Origin of the sequence: Vibrio alfacsensis (genome assembly GCF_019670485.1) — a bacterium.
In the GTDB taxonomy this organism is placed as follows: Bacteria; Pseudomonadota; Gammaproteobacteria; order Enterobacterales; family Vibrionaceae; genus Vibrio; species Vibrio alfacsensis.
In genome coordinates this window covers 1,473,202-1,493,749 of sequence record NZ_AP024166.1, presented here as the reverse complement: position 1 = coordinate 1,493,749, position 20,548 = coordinate 1,473,202, and the positions used below count along the sequence as shown (strand labels likewise).

13 protein-coding genes are annotated in these 20,548 nt (G+C 43.6%); 5 read left to right on the top strand and 8 right to left on the bottom strand.

Features of this window, described 5'->3' with window-relative positions; translation table 11 throughout:
* Positions 1 to 847: 847 nt before the first annotated feature.
* The 4 genes from VA249_RS21185 (at position 848) to VA249_RS21170 (ending at position 7,317) form a co-directional block, all read left to right on the top strand.
* Positions 848 to 2,065: an AAA family ATPase gene (locus tag VA249_RS21185; protein WP_128813482.1), complete on the top strand. Its 1,218-nt coding sequence runs from the start codon at positions 848 to 850 to the stop codon at positions 2,063 to 2,065.
* Between the two features lie 7 nt (positions 2,066 to 2,072).
* Entirely contained in the window at positions 2,073 to 3,047 is a 975-nt protein-coding gene (locus tag VA249_RS21180; RefSeq protein ID WP_128813481.1) for a ParB/RepB/Spo0J family partition protein, read from the top strand.
* A gap of 154 nt (positions 3,048 to 3,201) precedes the next feature.
* A complete protein-coding gene (locus VA249_RS21175) occupies positions 3,202 to 5,223 on the top strand; it encodes a tRNA(Met) cytidine acetyltransferase TmcA (RefSeq protein ID WP_221071031.1) in 2,022 nt (673 codons plus the stop codon).
* 417 nt (positions 5,224 to 5,640) lie between these two features.
* The gene (locus VA249_RS21170) at positions 5,641 to 7,317 is read left to right on the top strand and encodes a FapA family protein (protein ID WP_221071029.1); all 1,677 of its coding nucleotides are present in this window, start codon (positions 5,641 to 5,643) and stop codon (positions 7,315 to 7,317) included.
* 86 nt (positions 7,318 to 7,403) lie between these two features.
* Here VA249_RS21170 and VA249_RS21165 read toward each other — a convergent pair whose 3' ends face one another.
* Complete coding sequence (locus VA249_RS21165; protein WP_221071027.1) at positions 7,404 to 8,063, bottom strand: CatB-related O-acetyltransferase; 660 nt, start codon at positions 8,061 to 8,063, stop codon at positions 7,404 to 7,406.
* A gap of 270 nt (positions 8,064 to 8,333) precedes the next feature.
* Between VA249_RS21165 and VA249_RS21160 the strand changes: the two genes are divergently transcribed.
* Positions 8,334 to 9,959: a peptide ABC transporter substrate-binding protein gene (locus VA249_RS21160; protein WP_221071025.1), complete on the top strand. Its 1,626-nt coding sequence runs from the start codon at positions 8,334 to 8,336 to the stop codon at positions 9,957 to 9,959.
* A gap of 64 nt (positions 9,960 to 10,023) precedes the next feature.
* Here VA249_RS21160 and VA249_RS21155 read toward each other — a convergent pair whose 3' ends face one another.
* From VA249_RS21155 to VA249_RS21125, 7 genes are all read right to left on the bottom strand, one after another.
* Entirely contained in the window at positions 10,024 to 10,623 is a 600-nt protein-coding gene (locus VA249_RS21155; protein ID WP_128813478.1) for a mechanosensitive ion channel family protein, read from the bottom strand.
* Positions 10,624 to 11,030: 407 nt separating this feature from the next.
* A complete protein-coding gene (locus VA249_RS21150) occupies positions 11,031 to 13,145 on the bottom strand; it encodes a type I secretion system permease/ATPase (protein ID WP_221071023.1) in 2,115 nt (704 codons plus the stop codon).
* A 14-nt stretch (positions 13,146 to 13,159) separates the two neighbouring features.
* Complete coding sequence (locus tag VA249_RS21145) at positions 13,160 to 15,073, bottom strand: bifunctional diguanylate cyclase/phosphodiesterase (RefSeq protein ID WP_221071021.1); 1,914 nt, start codon at positions 15,071 to 15,073, stop codon at positions 13,160 to 13,162.
* A 5-nt stretch (positions 15,074 to 15,078) separates the two neighbouring features.
* Positions 15,079 to 15,762 (bottom strand): transglutaminase-like cysteine peptidase, encoded by a 684-nt coding sequence (locus tag VA249_RS21140; protein ID WP_221071019.1) that lies wholly within the window; start codon positions 15,760 to 15,762, stop codon positions 15,079 to 15,081.
* Positions 15,763 to 15,856: 94 nt separating this feature from the next.
* A complete protein-coding gene (locus tag VA249_RS21135) occupies positions 15,857 to 17,248 on the bottom strand; it encodes an HlyD family type I secretion periplasmic adaptor subunit (RefSeq protein ID WP_128813475.1) in 1,392 nt (463 codons plus the stop codon).
* Positions 17,249 to 17,357: 109 nt separating this feature from the next.
* Positions 17,358 to 18,584, bottom strand: a complete 1,227-nt coding sequence (locus VA249_RS21130; RefSeq protein ID WP_221071016.1) for a sigma-54-dependent transcriptional regulator — start codon at positions 18,582 to 18,584, stop codon at positions 17,358 to 17,360.
* Positions 18,577 to 20,424 carry an ATP-binding protein gene (locus VA249_RS21125; RefSeq protein ID WP_225927159.1) on the bottom strand — a complete coding sequence of 616 codons (1,848 nt, stop codon included), beginning with the start codon at positions 20,422 to 20,424 and terminating at the stop codon, positions 18,577 to 18,579. The genes VA249_RS21130 and VA249_RS21125 overlap by 8 nt, the downstream gene beginning before the upstream one ends.
* Positions 20,425 to 20,548 lie beyond the last annotated feature (124 nt).

Here is a 20,548-nt window from a genome sequence, read left to right as displayed (position 1 = left end):
ATCGTGACAGCCTATTATTTTACACCCGGATCGATGATCAAGTGAGAAGAATTTTGGTTTATATTCATGAAATCTGTTCGGAAATTCATCGGGTGGTGAAAGTTTATCCATAATAGGTTGTTTTCACTCACGTCACGCGATGATTTGTAAAGTGGCGGAAGCATGATCATCAATCGACAGATGTCATTTTAATTTTTGATGGTTTCATCGTTCCGATGGCATGCGCTGTTTTCTTCCCTCAATGCCCCAGTCTATCTGCATTCTCCCGTAAGTTACTCATCAAAAAGCATGCTTCCGAGAGATATTATCACTTGATCATTTTTCCGTGAAATGGATCGAGTGGCAATCAACGTTTTGGAGAGTGCTTTTTCATTGTTCTCCCTTGATCATGCTTTCCTATTTTAGTTTTAAGCGGAAGAATGATCAGGGAACGCTCTTGATCATTCTTCCGAGAGTATTATGCCTTTTTTGAGAATATCTTACCGGATGCATGATCATGGTTACTGATTCGCAACTTATATCCTCTTGTCATTTACGCAAGAAATTTATTCTAGATTGAACTCACACTTTCCGTAATTTAGTGATGTTTTATAATCGTTCCGCAAATATTGCTAATTTACATTGTAAATGCGTGACGCTGTAACTCTTAAAATGTGTTTAAGTTTTTGGAGTGTTGTTCAAAGAAAAATGAACTGATTTTGATATGTTTTGACCAATTATTCATAAAACTGGAGTTTGTCGCTGTTTTTTATGTGATGGCTATTCAAAATGTATGTTCACCTTTTTGTTGTTTTAGAATTGCAGTGCTGTACAATTGAAAGTAGATATCCTTCCAACGGAATGTGGCATGAAAAGAGAAAAAACGATTGAAAATCTCCAAGAGTTAGCAGAACTGACACAGCAGGTTCAAGCTGACCGTATCGAGATTGTTTTGGAAGAGCGCAGTGATAACTACTTCCCACCAATGTCTAAAGCAATGATGGAAACCCGCTCTGGATTAACGCGTCGTAAACTCGACGATGCGATTGGCAAGATGGAAGCGCAAGGCCATCAATTTACAAAGAATAACGCCAACCATTATTCGATTACGCTTGAAGAAGCACACATGCTAATGGATGCGGCAGAAGTGCCTAAGTTCCATGAACGTAAGAAAAACTCTGAAAACAAACCGTGGATCATCAACGTACAAAACCAAAAAGGCGGTACGGGAAAATCGATGACTGCAGTACATTTGGCTGCTTGCTTGGCGCTAAATTTGGATAAACGTTACCGCATTTGTTTGATTGACCTTGACCCTCAAGGTTCTTTACGTTTATTCCTAAACCCACAAATCAGTGTAGCAGAACATGACAACATCTATTCAGCGGTTGATATCATGTTGGGCAACGTACCTGATGGTGTAGAGATCGATCGCGAATTCCTACATAAAAATGTATTGCTTCCAACACAATATCCGAACTTGAAGTCGATTTCTGCATTCCCAGAAGACGCAATGTTCAATGCAGAAGCGTGGCAAACATTGTCTGAAGACCCATCGCTTGACATCGTTCGTCTGCTTAAAGAGCAGTTGATTGACAAGATTGCGAATGACTTCGACGTTATTATGATAGATACCGGTCCACACGTAGACCCGCTAGTATGGAATGCCATGTATGCATCTAATGCGTTACTTATTCCTTGTGCTGCGAAGCGTCTAGACTGGGCGTCAACAGTCAACTTCTTCCAGCATCTGCCAACGGTTTACGAGATGTTCCCTGAAGATTGGAATGGTCTTGAATTTGTTCGTCTGATGCCAACCATGTTTGAAGACGATAACAAGAAGCAAGTTTCTGTTCTGACTGAAATGAACTATCTTCTAGGTGACCAAGTTATGATGGCGACCATTCCTCGTAGTCGCGCATTCGAAACCTGTGCTGACACCTACAGCACGGTGTTTGACTTGACAGTTGGCGACTTTGAAGGTGGTAAGAAAACGCTCGCAACTGCACAAGATGCGGTACACAAGAGCGCACTAGAATTAGAGCGCGTATTGCACTCAAACTGGCCGTCATTGAATCAGGGGTAATGAATAAATGGCATTGAAAACGTCTGAATTAAACGCGAAATTATTTGGTAAAACTAATAAGCGTCGTGTTGCGACACCTCAAGAAGCGCAAACGGCAGTAAAAGATAAAGCACAAACCATCGAACTTGCCGTCGCGGGCGAGAACACGGTGCAATTTGAATTGGTTCGTATCCCAGCGGCTAAAGTTGTAACGGACACCACGGTCTTTGCAGAAAATGCTCGCGAACAGTCTTTCCTAAATGAGCACGCCTTATCGGATGTGTTGGTGACGTTGAAAGAACGTGGTCAGCAATATCCAGCAGTGGGTCGCCGCACTGAAGATGGCAAGATTGAAGTGTTAGATGGCAGTCGCCGTCGCATGTCTTGTATCTTAGCCGGACAGGATTTCTTGGTTTATGTTGGTGATGGCATCAACACGAACCATGCAAAGTTCTTGTCTGACGTAGCAAATGCGCATAAACCTTTATCTCTTTATGAGAAAGGTAAAGAGATGCAAGCAAAGCTGGAAAGTGGTGAAGCGGAAGATCAAAAAGCACTAGCAAAAATGTTTCAGTGCAGTGAGGCGCTAGTCAGTGGCGCACTAAAAGCGGCGGCTTTGCCTCTTGAATTGTTACAAGCATACCCGAATGTTGGCGATCTAGGACGTCCAACCATCGTAAAACTGCACAAACAATTTTCATCTTTGAGCGCAGATCACAAACAAAATCTACTGGATAAATGCCGTACTTCTGAGGGCTATTTGTGGCAACGCAGTAACGCGCAAGGGGTAGCTCGTTTAACAAAAGAAGTAACGGAAAGCCTTGAAAGTTGGATTGAAGAACTGGCACCGGCAAAACCCGCGAATAAAGTAGAAAAAGTGGATTTGGTAAAAGGTCGAGCAAGTTACAGCCGTAAAGGGAGCAATCTAGCGTTGAACCTTAAGAAAGTCGACGATGCATTGATGGAAGAAATCCTCGCTTTTGTTGAAAGTAAAATGCACTAATTATCGCATTTTCTATAAACCGCCTCCGGGCGGTTTTTTTATTTGTGATAGCAGGCTATTGAGCGCTTGCCTTATTCAACGATCATTAACCGCTTCAGATAACCTACTTTAGAGATATGGTAATATAGTGTTAGTTCAACATTGGATAGACACAATGCACATACATTCTCAGTTTCTTTCTCAAATCCAAACTCAATCTCAACTAACGTTTCAACGTACAGGGGTCGTTGTGTACGGAGATACGTCTTGGCAAGACACATTGATTTCTGACTTTTATCATAGTCAAACGAAACAAACTTGGTTTTGTGTTGGCGAATGGTCACTAGATAATGCGCATTGTGTGTTGGCCAAACAAGGACATCGTTTGTTAGGTCGTGAGTGTGATGTGTTGCTGTTTGATGCTAGGAAAGACTTCGATGCCAATAGCTTCACCGCCGCACTTGGGGCATTAGTTGGCGGCGGGATCCTTATCGTAGTGGCTGACAAAACCAAACGCAATAACGCAGCAGAACAATGGATGCAGACCCAGTGGCAAAAATTGGTCGTTGTTGAACATAATAAAGCTTTGCCTGAACTTCCCGAATTATCAATTGCCGATAAAAACGCACGATTTTCTGAGCAAAGTGATGCGATTGAACTCATTGAAAAAGTCGTAACTGGTCATCGCAAGCGCCCACTTGTACTCACCGCAGATCGTGGTCGGGGAAAGAGCAGCGCTTTGGGCATTGGGAGTGCACAGTTGATGTTAGATAGACCGTTGCGTATTTTGTTAACTGCACCATCTATAAATGCAGTAGAGCCTGTTTTCCAACACGCATTACGTTTGTTGAGTGACGCACAGCGTGTCAGAAAAGATAGGTTAGATTTAGGGGACGGTTATATTCAATTTATTGCGCCCGACGAATTGCTTTCTTCTCTGCCAACCTGCGATTTGCTGTTGGTTGATGAAGCGGCGGCAATACCGGTTCCTATGCTCAAGCAGATCACTGAGCACTATCACCGTTTGGTATTTGCTAGCACAGTTCACGGTTATGAGGGCTGTGGCCGGGGCTTTACGCTGAAGTTTGTTGAATGGCTGAACAAGCAAAGGCCAGGGATGAAAACATGTCATCTGAAACAACCAATCCGCTGGGGAAATCAGGATAACTTGGAAACGTGGCTGTATGACGCATTTGTATTAAACACAGACCTTGTGGACATTGACTCTATCGAACTCGGTAATGTTACCTTGGTTAAACTTGATAAGTTAGAACTCATTTCTCAGCCGTCTGTTTTGAAATCGTGTTTCTCGTTGCTGGTCAATGCACATTATCAAACTTCGCCTAACGATTTATTACATCTTCTTCAGGACACGAGTAGTGACGTTTATATTGCACAACATAACAATGACATTGTCGGCGTCCTTCTGACAGTCGAAGAGGGGGCGTTAGACGATGGATTGATCAAGGATGTGCAACTTGGCAAGCGTCGTCCTCGGGGACATCTGACCCCAGTTACGATCGTTAGTCAGCTTGGCTTTCCAAACATCGCTAAATTGTCATCGCTACGAATTATGCGAATTGCGGTTCACCCATCAGTGCAGGGGCAGGGGATTGGCCAGAAAATGTTGGAGCAACTTCATCAGTCTGTTGCTCCACAAATTTCTTATTTGTCTACAAGCTTTGGTGCGACAAATGAGCTGGTTCAATTTTGGGGGTATTCAGGGTTCCAATCTATTCGTTTAGGCACCATGCGTGATGCGGCAAGTGGGAGTTATTCCTTGTTGATGGTTCGGCCGTGTGGGATAAACGCCCAACCATGGATAGGTGAGCTGCAATCTTTATTTGAAGAGATGCTCTCCCTTAGCGTCAGTCACGTTTATCCTAAACTTGAACCATCACTCTTACGCACATTGTTACAGCAAGTCAGTGTTACGCGAACGTTCAATCTAGCGAAGCTCGAATTAATAAAGTGTTATTCGCAAGGCGGCTCTAGTTACGAGTCCGTGAGTCTGTGGATTCAACAATGGTTACTAAACATTGGTATGATTGGTGTATCCGACTTCGTGGTGAGTAAAGTGTTCCTTAATTTGAGTTGGAATGAATGCGCTATGCAATATGGTTTCACTGGCCGCAAACAAATCGAAGCTCAACTTAGAAAAGAACTTCAAATGTTAGTCGGCCAATTTACAGTGTAAAGAAAGAATCTAGACACGATTTACACTGTAAAGTGACAGTATTAGAAAGGGATAGTTTACACTGTAAATTCTCCCTTTTTTTTTGGTTCAACGTTTATCAAGCGTGTTGAAATGATTTACCCCAACCAGACAAGCTTTTGATGACGCAATTTACACTGTAAAGGCAAATAATGACTAAATGATAAAAGGTGAACGCATCTGGTTAGAATGGGGCACTGACGGTGCACGACGGTTGTAGCACGAGACAATAGGGCACGCCACGATAAGGATAATCGAGAACGCAAGTGAAGAGTGAGATGTGTCCGGTTGTGAAGCGTTGTTTAGTGATGAGTAGCGGATTCTTAGATTGGTCAGGTTTGTTCAATCGACATCTTTATATAGACTGAGTCAAATGGCGATTATTGAGATGGTCTATATATGTGGAAGTTGTGTCTTGAGTGGTCCGAAGACAAAAAAATGGTCTATGCTCGAATTCCAGGAGATATTGAGCTGGGTGTTGAGCTTGAGGCAAAAGAGCTCTCTGAGCAACTGACGGAAATGAATGCCGAGGACGCATTTGTTGAACAAAGCGAAGTCCTAAGATTCATCAATTGTGCTCGAGACCGAAAAGCTGAAGCATACGAGGGGATAGCGATAGCGCGGATAAAAAATGCGTGCGTTGACGTTGAGCTCTCAGACAATGATATGCTCGCCACCATGCACGTAACGGGAGCCTATGGCGGAAGAGGCGTTCGTGGCCCGGAAATTATTCAAGCTCTTACACAAGCCCGAGTGTCGAAAGGCATCAATAAGTTGGCGTTAAAAAAAGTGCTCGTTGTGAGTTGTCAACTCAAACCTGGTGAAGTTTTTTCTCAACCCGTTGCAATTGGCAAGGCGCCTATTAAAGGTTGTGATGCGATATTCACGCCTTTAGTTAAAGACATCACTAAACGTATCTTAAGGCCCCAAGGTGGGCAGTCACCAAGCGACAAAATTGATCTCCGTAATTTAGGCGAAACTATTGCGGTCAATGTTGGGGACGAACTCATGCGTCGCACTCCTGCTACAAAAGGAATTTCAGGTTATACCGTCCAGGGACGAGTTATCCCTCCTCAGGCAGGTAAAGATAGTGCGCTCAAGGTTGGGAAAGGGACGCAAATTAGTACATCAGATCCAAACCTGCTTGTTGCAGCGCAATCAGGCACGCCGCTCATTAAAGATAAAACAATTGAAGTAGACAATGCGCTGTGTCTGAATAACGTAGGCGTAAATACCGGCCATATCAAATTTAAAGGTAATGTGATTATTGGTGGGAACATTGAGTCGGGTATGGTTGTTAAGGCTACGGGTTCAATTACAGTTGGCGGTTTCATTGAATCAGCCGATGTACAGGCGGAGGGAGATATTCAGGTCGGCAAAGGCATCATCGGCCATACTGTGAGTGATGGTCAACCAAAGAGTTGCCATGTTCGCACTAAAGGAGTTATTCACGCGAGCTACGCTCAATACAGTGAGTTGGTATCTTGCCAAGACATTTTGCTGTCGGTGCATAGCATGAACAACGATATTAAATGTGGTCGAAACTTAATGGTACTTGATGCCAGCGGAAGAAATGGGACACTCAGTGGTGGTGAGGCAAAGGTTGGTGGGAAAGTGATTTGTTCGCAACTTGGCGTGGAGGGCGACACGGCGACAAAAATTGAAGCGTTTAGTCGCTATGCTGCCTACCGACATCGCATTGCAGAGCTAAAAAATGCGTACAAATTAGCGCAAGAAGAGACGATGAGTGTCATCCGTAAAGAGCTAGAATTTAAAAAGCGACCAAAAGAAGAGCGAACGAATGAAGAACAAGCCCAAATTGATTCGCTCAAGCTTCAAAATAACAAGCAGCTAGAAGATGGTAAGCACAAGCTCGAACTCATTGAGAATGAGTTTCAGGTAGCGCTAGAGGAAAACATCGTTGAAGTGAAAGAGCGTATCTATTCTCGTGTTACCGTCCAATTTGCTGACGATTGTATTACGACAAAACGCTCTCATGGTAACTGCACATTTCGCTTTAATCAGTATGAGATTAAGTTTTCTGCTGGACTTGAAGAGAAAGACATTGCTGTTTAGAAGAATCCAGAAATTAAAGCATGGGCATGTGACAGATTGACCACCAGTACACACGAGGTTGCTGGAGGTCGGAGTGTTTGGCGGCCTTAGTTTTTTAAAATGTGGTTCTGGTAGTAATTGCCAAGTGAAGCAATATCACCACTGCACATGATGGAAACCGCTTGTTTTATGTCTTCAAGTGGCCAATCCCACCATTTTATTCTTAATAGCACGTCGATAGACTCTTCATCAAACCGGCGACGGACGATATGGTTATGTCCAACAACGATACAGTACGCAGGGACATCTTTGGTTATAACCGCTCGTGCGCCAATTACCGCCCCATCAGCGATGTTCACGCCTGGCATAATCATTGCTTCTGTACCAATCCAAACATCATTACCAATGACGGTATCACCTGAGCGCTCAAAACCGCTTTTTACGCCCTCACCAAACTGTTCTGGAGAGAAAGGAAACGTCGAGATCCAATCGACCCGATGGCCCTGATTGCCTGCCATCATAAAAGTGGCACCAGATGCGATAGAACAAAATTTTCCTATGATAAGTTTATCGACTTCGCCGAATACGCCACTTTGCCAAGCATCTTGCGTCACGTTATCACCGAGTAAGTAACGAACGGCTTGATCTTCAAAGGACTTACCGTGGTAAAAGCCGGAATAATAGCTGTATTCACCCACTACAATATTTGGGTTAGTCACGTTGTCCTTAATAGTTTGCCCTTCAAGCCAAGTATGAAAAGGATTCATTGGTATTTGCCTTACATTTACTGTTTTTGCAATTGTAACTTGTTTCTATGTTTTGTGTTGGTGAGTTTGGAATGGAGCGCTTAGCTTTTGTCAAATACAGCTTAACTTCATGCATTTTGGTGAGCTATTTACAGTGTAAACCGATGATAAGCAGACGTGGGCGTCATTCATTATGAAAACCAACTGCTATAATCGTCTGATTAAAAAAGATTTGCAGATAAGATTACTTGGCATTGATGCCTTTGTTCATGAAGGAGATCGAAACGTACAATGAATTTGAAAACATACTCAGTGATAGTCTTGGCATCATCCATTACACCCTCTTTATTCTCTCCAATAGTGAACGCAGATACTTTACCTGTTGGTGTTGAGCTCGCAAAAGAGCAGCATTTAGTTAGAGCTAATGATGCTGAGGCCGCAACGCTCGACCCAGCAAAAGCGGAAGGGCTTCCTGAAATGCATGTGATCCGCGATCTTTATGAGGGGCTAGTGATTCAAGACCGAGAGGGCAATATCGTACCGGGTGTTGCTCACTCGTGGGAAACAAAAGACAACCAAACGTTTATTTTTCATCTACGTAAAGATGCCAAATGGTCAAATGGCGATGCCGTTACTGCTGATGATTTTGTTTACTCGCTCCGCAGAGCCATTGATCCTAAACTGGGATCGCCCAATGTTTGGTATTTAAAACTGACAAAGATTAAAAACTTATCTGACGTTGCTAAAGGGAAGTTGCCGGTTGAAGAATTAGGTGTAACGGCAATAGATGCGCATACTCTTCGTTTTGAGCTTGATAGTAAAGTACCTTACTTTGTTGCAATGACGGGACATACGTCGATGATGCCCGTTCACAAAGCAACGCTAGATAATCAAGTTAAACCGTGGAGTGATCCCAAACAATTTGTCGGTAAAGGTGCCTTTGTACTTGAACGATGGGTGGTCAACGAGCGTATTGAACTGGTGAAAAACCCGAACTATTGGAATAACACTAACACCTACCTTAATCACGTGACCTACATACCGTTTGAAAATCAAAATGCGGCCATTCATCGCTATGAATCGGGCGAAGTGGACATGACCTCCGATGTTCCCTCTCACCAGGCGAAAAAACTTAAGACAGCCCATCCACAGGCTTATACATCGGTGCCTTTACTATGTACGTACTACTATGCTTTTAACACGACCCGTGCGCCATTTAATGATGTAAGAGTTCGTCAAGCGGTGTCGTATTCAATGATGCGTGATGTGATTACTAATGGGGTTACAAACGTTGGACACATACCTGCCTATACGTTTGCACATCAATATACCGCAGGATTTGATGCAGAGCGCCCAGAGTATAGCGAATGGACGCAGAAACACCGTGATGAAAAAGCCCGTCAGCTTTTACAGCAAGCAGGTTACGATCAGAGTAATCCGTTGAGTTTCACCTTGCTTTACAATACGAGTGAAGCAAACAAATCGATTGCCGTTGCGATTGCATCCATGTTGAAAAACAATCTGGGCGCAAAAGTGGCGCTTGAAAATCAAGAGTGGAAGTCGTATTTGGTCGCACGTAAACAAGGCGACTTTGACGTGATGCGCGCATCTTGGTGCGGTGATTACAATGAAGCATCAACGTTTTTGAGTTTGCTTCGTTCAGAATCGTCCGGCAACTTTGCGCGTTATCAAAGTGACGCTTACGATGACGTAATGAATCGTGCATTGGCTGCGATAAACCAAGAAGATCGTCAAAGTTTGTACAATAAAGCAGAACAATTGTTAGCGGTAGACATGCCCATTGCTCCAATCTACTACTTCATGCAAGCACGTTTAGTTCGGCCGAATATTGGCGGTTTTGCCAAAAATAATGTGGAAGGTCGAATTTATTCGAAAGATCTTTATATGAAGAAATAAAACACGCAAATAAAAAGCCGATGGTAAGCATCGGCTTTGGTAATGACTATTTTTTCTGCGAGTATTATTTTTTTCTGCGAGTATAGAGTCGCGCTGTCGTTTTGGGTTGTTCAGGTTTGGCTTCTTGTTCTGCTAGTTTTAACACCGCTTTTTGTAGCATCAAGTTGTTTGGGTAAGTGATCAAGTTGCCATTGTCGTGTTTGATCATTACGTGGAACATCCGGATCTCTTGGATTTCACCACTGATGTCTTCGTCTTTATCTACGACTTTAATGCGGTCACCAACACGATATGGGAAGACAAAGAAAATTAAGAAGCTGGCGGTAATGTTGCTTAAAATCGACCACTGAGCAATAAAGGCTACGCCTAATACGGCAAAGATTGACGATAAGAACAGTGATACATCGCCATAGCCAATACCGGTTGTAATCGCGAAAAGAGAGATGAACAAAAATAAAAATGCAACGTTAAAGCAGCGTTGAATAAAACTTAAACGCGCTTTATTCACACCTTTTGACTCCGCCAAATTGAGAATGGCGCGATCAGCGATCTTCTTCAGCATACGATAAGCGATAAAAATGACGATGCCCATCAGCACCTTGTAACCGAATGACCCTGCAGTGAAATATGGACTAATTTGATCTAAGTGGATCCAGTGATTCATGTATTCTACTCAAGAAAACGAAGAGGGCGCGATTTATAGCGGATTTTGAATATAATGCAATAAGATCTTTGACTCACTTCTCAACTACGAACTTGCGCCAGACGAAGTCTGCTCTCCTTGTGACTCTCTCCTGCTAATCTATGATTGGAATGGAAACCAAATGAGAGGGAAGAGATGGAAGAAGATGAAAGAGCCATTATGGGGCTTGTTGCGATCGTGGGCTTTGTATTGTTATGGATATTACTTGAGGAATTCAGCTATTTGGGATTGCTCGAACTCAATAAATAAGCCCCGTAAACAGGTCGTTTAGCGGGGCTTATTTGCTGTAGTGTTAACTGGTTAGTTTGTTTTACAAGATGGAGCCAGTTTTGGTCGACTTGGTTTTGAAAGACTTGGTTTTGACCAACTTAGCTTGCCGCTCTCACTTTCCCTTGCTTCAAGTCTTTTAGCACTTCCACTTTAGGACCATCTGCGATGATGCTGCCTTTTTCCATTACAATCACACGATCAACCACGTCGAGCATGGATGTTTTATGCGTGATAAGTATCAGCGTCTCACTTGGTTTTAATTGCGCTAATTGATGCTTGATTTGCATTTCTGAGCGATTGTCCATAGCACTTGTTGGCTCATCCATCAGGAGAACGGGTGGACGACCTAGAAACGCTCGCGCAATCGATACCGCTTGGCGTTGACCGCCAGATAGCATTGACCCCCCCTCACCAACTTGACGTTCTAGGCCTGCGGGATCCGATTGTGTAAAAGCGGTCACCCCAGCACGGTTTGCCGCATCCATAACATCTCGATCGTCCGTCAGAGGACGACCTAAGGTAATGTTGTCTCGGATAGAGCCAAAGAATAGGCTGGAATCTTGCGGTACACAGCCTATATTGCGCCGTACGTCGACATGATGAAGCTGGTCTATGTCGGTATCATCAACACGAACATGCCCCTCTGTCGGCTTGTATAGACCCATAATGAGACGTTCTAATGTTGTTTTACCCGAACCAATACGGCCAATAATCGCCACTTTTTCACCAGGGTTGATGGTTAAACTTAGATTCCTAATAGAAGCGACTGGTGCGTCTGGGTAGTGGAACGTTACGCGATCAATTTCTACTTTGCCTTGGACGATTGGTCGGTGGATATAGCGCTTACCTTCTTCTTGTTCATCAGGCATCTCCATCACTTGGTTAATGATGGTCATGGAAGATTTCGCTTGGTTGTAACGGGTTGAGAGTAACGAGAGTTGAACTAATGGCCCGATAGCACGTCCACTTAACATGGTTGCCGCGATCAAGCCACCCATGGTGAGATCCCCATTGGCAATTAAGTACACACCAAGAATGATCATCCCAACGTTGCTACTTTGTTGCACGAAGCCTGCTGCGTTTTGAATGCTGTCCGTGATGCGTCGGCTCTTGATGTTCCAGTTTGCCATATGCGCCACCGCCTCTTCCCAACGGTATTGGAATTGGCTTTGTGCACTGAGCATTTTTACAGTTTCAAGCCCAGCCAAGCTTTCGATTAAGTTGGCGTATTTTTGGGAGGCTAAGCGAGAACCCTCTTCGATAGATCGACGTAAAGGGCCTTGTATCAAATAGGAGTGAATCACTAATATCAGCACGCCAACCATTGGAACGAAAACAAGATCGCCAGCCATCAGCCAGATGATGATTAAGAACAAAATAGCGAATGGTAAATCGATCAGTGCACTGACGGTTGCGGAGGTGAAAAATTCGCGTATAGATTCGAATTCTTGCAAGTGACGAGCAAAGGCTCCGACAGAGGGTGGTTTAGACTCCATCCGAATCCCCATCACCTTACTGAAGAGCTTCGATGAGATCAAAATATCGGACTTTTTACCCGCCACATCAATAAAGTAATTGCGCAGAGACTTTAATAAAAAATCAAAAAGAAACACGACAAAAATACCGCTGGCGAGTACCCACAAGGTTTCAAACGCGAGATTCGGTACGACCTTGTCGTAAACCAAGCGAGTGAACATCGGTGCGGCGATGGCAAAGATATTGATTAGGATAGAGGCAATGAGAACGTCACGATAAATGCGTTTCGACTGCCACAAGGTTGACCAGAACCAATGGCCTTCATTCGTCTTGAGCACTTCTGGAGAACGTTCGTCATATCGAAATTGCTTTTTGACTAAAAAGTAACGACCTGTGTATTGCTCCAGTAGATCTTCAAGAGGAATGGATATTGGCACCATTCCGCTCTCAAGTGTGGTGACTTCTGCTTCTTGATTCTCGGTATCAATGCTATTGAGAACACAAGAATCTCCCCCTTTGAGGAGTAAGATTGCCGGCAGAATTAAGCTCGAGATATTCTCCAGATCTGCACGGTTTTCTTTTGCTACCAAGCCCGCTCTTTCTGCGGCCCTTGGTAGTAGAAATGGCGTAAGCTTGCCCTCCGAGAGAGGAAGCCCGTTAATCAGGGCTTCCGGTGAGTTCGCTAACCCGAAATAACGGCTAACGTAAATAAGCGAATTCAGTAAAGGGTCTTTCATCCGTAGTAAACCTTTTAATTCTTGTCAACGATGAAACCTTGGAAAACCTCAACAAAGTGTTCTGTGAGGAAGTCCAACTGAATTTGCGTCTCAACGCGCGATGCAATCGTTGTAACACCAAGGTTATGGGCGGTACGAGATATCGAGGTTAAGGTGAACTTCTGTTTTTCGTCGTGTAAATTGTGGGTGAATAAGTAGTCCAGTTTGACGTAATTCGGGCGGAATTCCTGAATATACTCAAGGGATTGGAAGTTACGTCCGTAGTTGTCTACACCAAACTCTGCACCTGACTGACGCAGAGCATTACATAGCAGTGCGGTATGGTGTGGGTGCTCGATGTAGCACTCTTCTGGGATCTCAAAGTGCAGCATTGGTGCGACTTTCACGTGTTTTTCCAACATGTGTGTCGTCCAGCGAATGAATGAGGGTTGAGCTAAACTGCTTTGGGCAATATTGATCGCAACTGGCTCATTGAGCTCACCACTTTCTAGCATTTTGATCATCGACTCAATGACAAATTGGTCGAAAATATTGGTCGCTTCAAGCTGTTCAAGAGCGAAGAGGTATTGGTTCGCGCGATACGTCTCACCATCTTTTTCAATGCTTGAGAACACCTCGTTGTGGAACACTTTGCCCCAGGTATTCTTCGCAGACTGAAAACGGAATTTTACCCAACCGCTATGAATGGCTTCTTCAACGAGCGCTTTCCATTGCTGTTTACCCATTAAGCTCGATGGGCTGTCACTACCAATAAATCCGTAAGATTTTTCTGGTTGTGCTTTCGCTTTCGACAGGGCGTTGTCTACCAATGACAGCACTTCTGATCGCATTTTTACGTCTTTACTGTGTGCCACACCCAATGCCGCTTTTGGTTTTGCCAACCCTGTTGGGTCCGTATTTAGACCATTCACACAGCTCACAATACTTTCGGCAATGATGCGCAATTCGCTTTCATCCATATGCGGGAATAGTAGACCAAACTCATCACTAGATAGACGCGCGATGGTCACTCCTGGAACATCGACGGTATTTTTAAGGCGCTGAGAAAGCTCTTTTACATGCGCATCTGCGCGTTGGTAGTCTTTCGTTTCGTAAATATCACCAATGTATTCTGCATGGAGCAGGGCAATACCACCTTGGGTTTGTTCTGCTAACCATTGATCGACTTGAGTAATATAGAAAGAGCGGTTACCAAGCCCAGAAATCGGGTCTAAGTAAGCTTGTGCTCGCAGACGCTGCGCTTCTTTCGCTTGTTCTTTAAAAGAGAGCTCAATTTGTGCCGACATCATGTTAATGCCATCGACAACGGCGATAAGGTCTTTGGTTTTTGGACGAGTTAGCGGATCACCAAATTGGTTGTTCGCAATGTCGTGCATTTTCTTCACAATGGCGGCCAATGGCTTGAGCGAACGACGAAGAATGTAGGAAATCGATACTAAACCTGCAATAAAGATGACCCCAAATGCGGTTAGTAAGCGTATGAAGCCTTTCCAAAGTTGCTCATAGGCGGCACCTGGATGGCTAATGATTTCCACTTCAGCTAATTGCATCCAACCACTGGTCACGATACGAGTATCGTGAATAGGTTTGAAAAGATTCAGATCAATAAACCATTGTGGTACATCGCTTGGCTTTACTGGATAAGAGCGTACCACTTGATAGTCAGAATCGAGAGCGGTCAATCGAACGACAGAGTAGGTACTGCCATCAAATAAGGCATTAATCACTGATTCAACCGCCACCTTATCTTTGTCTTTCAAGTAAGGCGCAAGCGCTAAACCGACGGTATTAATGGTGTTGTTGACCTCTGAACGTTGCTGTTGTTCCAAGCTGTTCCGAGTAGTATTGAATTCGATTACGAATACTGATGTCATCAAGAGTATAAAGACCGTAACCATTCCCACTACAAGCTTTTTATATAGGGTCATGTTTTTCACTCGTCATAGTTAATTTTAGGTTTATTTAACTGCAACTTACGTTCGCGCGAGCGTAAGTCATTCCAAAGGCTCAAACGTGATGATTTTCCTGCTAATTCTCCGCTACTAGCCGCGGATTTCATTAACCAGAGGTTTGAACCATTAAAACTGTATATCGGTAGCAAATCGCTACGCTTGGAGGCCAAAACAATCCTCGGATTTAAGTTGTCGAGGATCAGAGGTTCTGAGCTAGGGGTTGGGTAGTAGGCTAAAACCATGTGAAACTGATTAAGCTCAATGGCTTTAACGTAAACTAAGCGCATTTTTGAGTCAGGCACGCCAAGCTCTAATAATGAAAAATACTTGGCAATGGTGAAGTCTTCGCAGTCGCCTCCGTTACTGCCTAAAAACTCCAATGGTGTCGCCCAATAGTCCTTTTTTCCCCACAATTTAATGTCGTCAACGAAATACAACTGATTGAAAAAGTCGTTGACGGCTTTCAGTTTTTCTTGAGATCCAAACGATTGATAGGTGTCAAGGTTTGAGCGCCAAGTCATGACTCGCTTGCCGGCTCGTTCACCGTACACGGATGTGACGGCGTCTACCCATCTCTGTTCATCGCTATTTAACGCACCAATTTGAAACGAAAAGCAACTTAAACATGCAATTAACGTTACTTTACGCTTCAAATCTGAGGGCATATTAGACTCATATCACAACTGTTCTCTTCCATAAGAATTCACCTTGAGAAATGTGTGTTGAATGATTGGCTCAATCAACTTATGACAATGTTCATTACTCTTTTAAAGCGTTAGTTTTTGCACTCAAAATGGGCTTCAATAGATATTCTAGAACGGTTCGTTTACCGGTAATAATATCGACAGATGCAGTCATACCCGGAATGATGGGTAAATCCGCATTTTGACCGAAATTGGTTTTATCGGTTCGTACTCGTACAATGTAAAAACTGTTACCCTCTTCATCTTGAGTAGTGTCGGCACTGATGTGCTCTAATTCACCCTCGAGGCCGCCATATTTGGTGAAGTCATAAGCGGTAAATTTCACAATGGCATGCAAGTGAGGGCGTAAAAACGCGATGTCTTGAGGCGCGATTTTCGCTTCCACTAACAGCGTGTCTTCGGTTGGGACAATCTCGACGATATCCATACCAGGTTGGATTACGCCGCCAACGGTGTTTACATTCAATGTCTTAATTGTACCAGTTACTGGCGAGACCACGACAGTGCGGTTTACGCGGTCCTCTAAGCCAACGGCAGATTCAACTAAAGCAGATAGTTGGTCTTGGGTATTATTAAGCTTTTCTTGTTGCTCTGAGCGGAAATTCAATGCGGCATTGATACGATTAAGCATTGATTCTCGGATAGACGAGCGAATCATTGGGATTTTCAATTCGCTTGAGGTGAGTTCTCGTCGAGTATCGTTTACTTGGCGTTGTAATTTGAGCAATTCGATTCGTGGAACCACACCCTCATCCGCTAACGGTTTTGTTATATCGAGCTCTTTTTGTGCAAATTGATAGCTTTGACGCAAGTTGTTTACACGGGCTTGGATTTCGATTAAATCTTGTTGTTTCTGTTTTACTTGCTGATCCAGTACGGAAAGTTGGTTTCTTAGATTGTCGAGATCTTCGCGGTATTCGGCTTTTTGGCGCAGTGTCAGCCTAGGTTGGTTTTCTTCTAAGCTTGGTGGGAAAGTCAGTTTCCCATAGTCAAGAACCACGCTCTTTTCCCAGTTTTTGTCATCAAAATCTCGATTTACTTCGACGCTGTTGATCGAAGCTGAAAGTTGCAGAACAGAGGCGGTTAAGTTGGCGACTTGCTGTTCGCGTTCGCGATAATCAGAGCGAAATCTTGTGTCATCTATCAATAAAAGTTGTTGATCTTTTTTTACTTGTTGCCCTTCTTTTACCAAGATTTCTTTCACCAATCCCCCCTCGAGGTTTTGCACCACTTGGATTTGTGAAGAGGGAATCACTTTACCTTGCCCTACGGTGACTTTGTCAATTTGTGCCCACGATGCCCAACCGATCGCGGCAATAAAGAACAGAACCATAACCCAGAGCATAATACGGGCATTTGTCGGGGTATTGAGGAGTAAGGCCGCTGTTTTATCATCGACAAAATCCAACTCCTCACTACTTAACTTGTTGTAATTGTTGCGGCTCATTACGTTCCTTGCTTGTTGATTTTAATTATCTTCTTGATTTTATTATTATTAGCTTAGTCTGTCAGCATGCTTTTTGAACAAAATAGGTAAACAATCGCAACATGATGAGTCAGAACATTTTGAACTGTGACTTATCCAATTGATGCTTTTTTAGTTTGTCATAAAGAGTTTTTCTCGATATTTGTAATTCTAGCTGAATCTCTTTTAGTCTACCCTGATGACGCTGGAGTGCATCAAATAATAAACAATACTCAAAATATTCTAAGCGTTGCTGCATGCTCTGTATTTCTAAGCCTTTCTGGCTGTCCCACTCCTGAATATGGAATCCATCTGGTTTTAGTGCTCGCCACTCAGCGAATTGGCGCAATTGTTTGATGTTTTCTGGCCAGCTCATTTGAGTTAAATGTTGGATCTCATCCTGAGTAATATGAGGAGGCTGAATTTGATGTCGACTGGCTGCGTGACGAACAAAGTGTTTGTAAAGTGGCGCAATATCTTCTTTCCGCTGATCTAAGTTAGGCAATGTAATCACGTTAGCACTGAGATCAAACTCTGTCGGCGATTGAGTTAACGATCCAAATACGCGCTGCAATCTGGGGTGTGAAAACAGCAGCATCCACTGTTTTTCTGATAGATTTTCAGCGCTGAAAATATATAAGCTGCATTGTGTTTTCCCCTCGGTTAGATGATGAATAGCGGTGTCTAAAGGGCCTTGTGAAAGTTGGCATAAATCCTCACCAGATACAGCGAGTAATTCACTGTCTGGAGCCGCATGAAGATCATGAGCAAATTGCGCGGCGATTCTTCTTCCTGTGCCATCCTGACCAACAAAAATAAGTGGCTGAGTGGGTGCTGTGCTGATCAGCATTCGGCGCAGTTTAACAATGGCTTGGCTATGCCCGATCATCTTGGGGCCAACATGCGTTTGCATGGCGAGTTCTTTTTTCAGCCAGACATTTTCTTGAAGTAAGGAAAGTCGTTCTTTGGCTTTATTGAGAGACTTTAGTAAACGCTCGGTCGAAAAGGGCTTTTCTAGAAAGTCGTAAGCACCACTTTTCATCGCTTCTACGGCCGTCTTCACATCACCATGTCCCGTTAACACGATAAATTGAAAGTGTTGATTGCTATTGAGCAGTGTTTGCATGAATTCTAAGCCATTCATGACTGGCATATGGATATCAGTGATGATGATTGCGGGGGTATCCGGTTCAATCATTCGTAATGCTTCGACTGCATTTGGGAAACAAATGACATCTATTTCTTCAATGATCAATGCTTGGCTTACCGCATCACGGATGTGGGGGTCATCATCAACAAAGTAAATTGGGCTATGCATGTCGGTTTTCCTCTTTGTTGATGTTAATCGCACAAGGCACCGTCACAATGAAAGTCATGCCCTTTGATTGACTAATGCTATCTATCTCTTTGTTTTGATAAGCCGCCAGTGTGCCTTGGTAACTTTCTAAGATGCGTTTGGAAATGGTCAACCCTAAACCTAATCCCTCGGGTTTAGTGGTAAAAAATGGGTCAAATACTTTCGTAAGGGCGTCATGTGACATCCCTGGACCATTGTCTGAAATCAGAATATCGCATTGTGAACCATGATATTGAACGGTGATGGATATCTGTGGATCAATACCATGCCCCTCCATGGCTTGCGCAGCATTATGGAGTAGGTTGATCAGCACTTGTTCGAGCTCAACATTGTGAATCGCAAGAATGACGTCACGTCCAATCGATGGCACTTTTAATGTCACACCTTGCTTGATCAGCTTATTGCTAAGAATGCTGGAGGCATTGTGCACGGCATCGTGAAGGTGCGAGACTTCATTGTGCTGGTGCTGTCCGCTCTTTCTGGTAAAGACTTTCAAGCGCGCAATGACTTCTGCAATCGTGTCATTGAGAGCAAGCATTTTGTTGAGGTTGTCTTGAACCATTGGATAGCGTTCCTTTGCCATTAAACGCTGTGAATTTTCTGTATAGGTTTTGAGAGCAGCCAGGGGTTGATTTATTTCGTGATTGATACTGGCAGAGAGCTCTCCTAATAGCGCAAGCTTCGCTGCTTGAGTGAGTTCTTGTTGTGTTTGCTTGAGCTCTTGCTGGCTTTGCTCATATTGGCGTACCGTTTGTTGTAACTTGTCATTGGCTTGGCTGAGAATTAAGGTTCTTTCCTGTACCTTTACTTCTAAGTTGGCATTCACATTTGCAAGACGTGCCTTGTTGACCAGCATTTGAAACCACGCCAATGCAATCAAACTTACTAACGCATACAGCAGCAGATACACCATATCGGCTTGCAATACGGCTGTGGAGACTTCTTGTTGATGAATAAATGCAATGACGCGAAAGCCTTTATCAAACATATTTGTTGTGTAGGCGAGGTAGTTGGGCGATACCAATAGCTGATGGTTTTCAAATTGACTAACGCCACTCTGCTTGGTGAGTTCGCCATAATATAAGGGTAGTGTTTCACCATATTGTTGAGTTTGATTAAGCTCTTGCTGTGCTTGTTTAGAAAGCGGGAACAAAGCACGATAACGCCAATCGGGCAAGTTACTCATGAAAACCACATTGTGAACACCAGTTACTAATAAATCCCCATTGTTTTGCGCGAGGCGTTGTTCTAATTGCTCCAAGTTAACTTTTACCGTAACCACACCTTTCACTTTACCATCGACCCAAAGTGGCGAAGAAAAGAAGTAGCCACGTTTGTTAGAACGAACACCAAGTGCGACGTATTGTGCTGTGTGTCCTTTGAGTGCATTTTGAAAATAGGGGCGAAAAGCAAAGTTAGCACCAATGAAACTGTCGTCTTGTTGATAGTTGCTTGAGGCAATGACGACCCCGCTTTTATCATGAACGTAAATGGTATCGGCAAGGCTTTGATCAAGCCAATCAGACAACAAAAGATTAAGCGAATGAGAAGGGGAGCCTACTTTGACGGCTGCAAGCAATCTTGGGTCGTGACTCAGTAGGTTTGGTACTTGTTCAAATTTGGCAAGCTCATACTCAATTTCTTGGCCTGTTTGAATGGCTTGGCTTTTGAGTTTGTCTTGCCATTGATCTTGTTGGTATTGCGTTGCGTAGTGATGAGTCAAAACAAGCCCAAACACACCGATAGCGAACAAGACCGACAAAAAATGGCGTAAAGCGTTAATGTTAAGTAGGTTCACGATTCACTCACTTGTTTTTAACGCTATGTTATCAAAAGGCATTTCACCTTGCTGTGAGGTGCAGCGATAACGTGACAAAATACGGCTTTGTCATTTGTGCTGTCGCGTTCTGGTCTTGTATTTACTA

What these genes read in the sequence shown, in the direction of transcription:
- VA249_RS21185 (WP_128813482.1), top strand. Translation starts at nt 848, where the DNA reads ATGAAAAGAGAAAAAACGATTGAAAATCTCCAAGAGTTAGCAGAACTG.
- VA249_RS21180 (WP_128813481.1), top strand. Translation starts at nt 2,073, where the DNA reads ATGGCATTGAAAACGTCTGAATTAAACGCGAAATTATTTGGTAAAACT.
- VA249_RS21175 (WP_221071031.1), top strand. Translation starts at nt 3,202, where the DNA reads ATGCACATACATTCTCAGTTTCTTTCTCAAATCCAAACTCAATCTCAA.
- VA249_RS21170 (WP_221071029.1), top strand. Translation starts at nt 5,641, where the DNA reads ATGTGGAAGTTGTGTCTTGAGTGGTCCGAAGACAAAAAAATGGTCTAT.
- VA249_RS21165 (WP_221071027.1), bottom strand. Translation starts at nt 8,063, where the DNA reads ATGAATCCTTTTCATACTTGGCTTGAAGGGCAAACTATTAAGGACAAC.
- VA249_RS21160 (WP_221071025.1), top strand. Translation starts at nt 8,334, where the DNA reads ATGAATTTGAAAACATACTCAGTGATAGTCTTGGCATCATCCATTACA.
- VA249_RS21155 (WP_128813478.1), bottom strand. Translation starts at nt 10,623, where the DNA reads ATGAATCACTGGATCCACTTAGATCAAATTAGTCCATATTTCACTGCA.
- VA249_RS21150 (WP_221071023.1), bottom strand. Translation starts at nt 13,145, where the DNA reads ATGAAAGACCCTTTACTGAATTCGCTTATTTACGTTAGCCGTTATTTC.
- VA249_RS21145 (WP_221071021.1), bottom strand. Translation starts at nt 15,073, where the DNA reads ATGACCCTATATAAAAAGCTTGTAGTGGGAATGGTTACGGTCTTTATA.
- VA249_RS21140 (WP_221071019.1), bottom strand. Translation starts at nt 15,762, where the DNA reads ATGCCCTCAGATTTGAAGCGTAAAGTAACGTTAATTGCATGTTTAAGT.
- VA249_RS21135 (WP_128813475.1), bottom strand. Translation starts at nt 17,248, where the DNA reads ATGAGCCGCAACAATTACAACAAGTTAAGTAGTGAGGAGTTGGATTTT.
- VA249_RS21130 (WP_221071016.1), bottom strand. Translation starts at nt 18,584, where the DNA reads ATGCATAGCCCAATTTACTTTGTTGATGATGACCCCCACATCCGTGAT.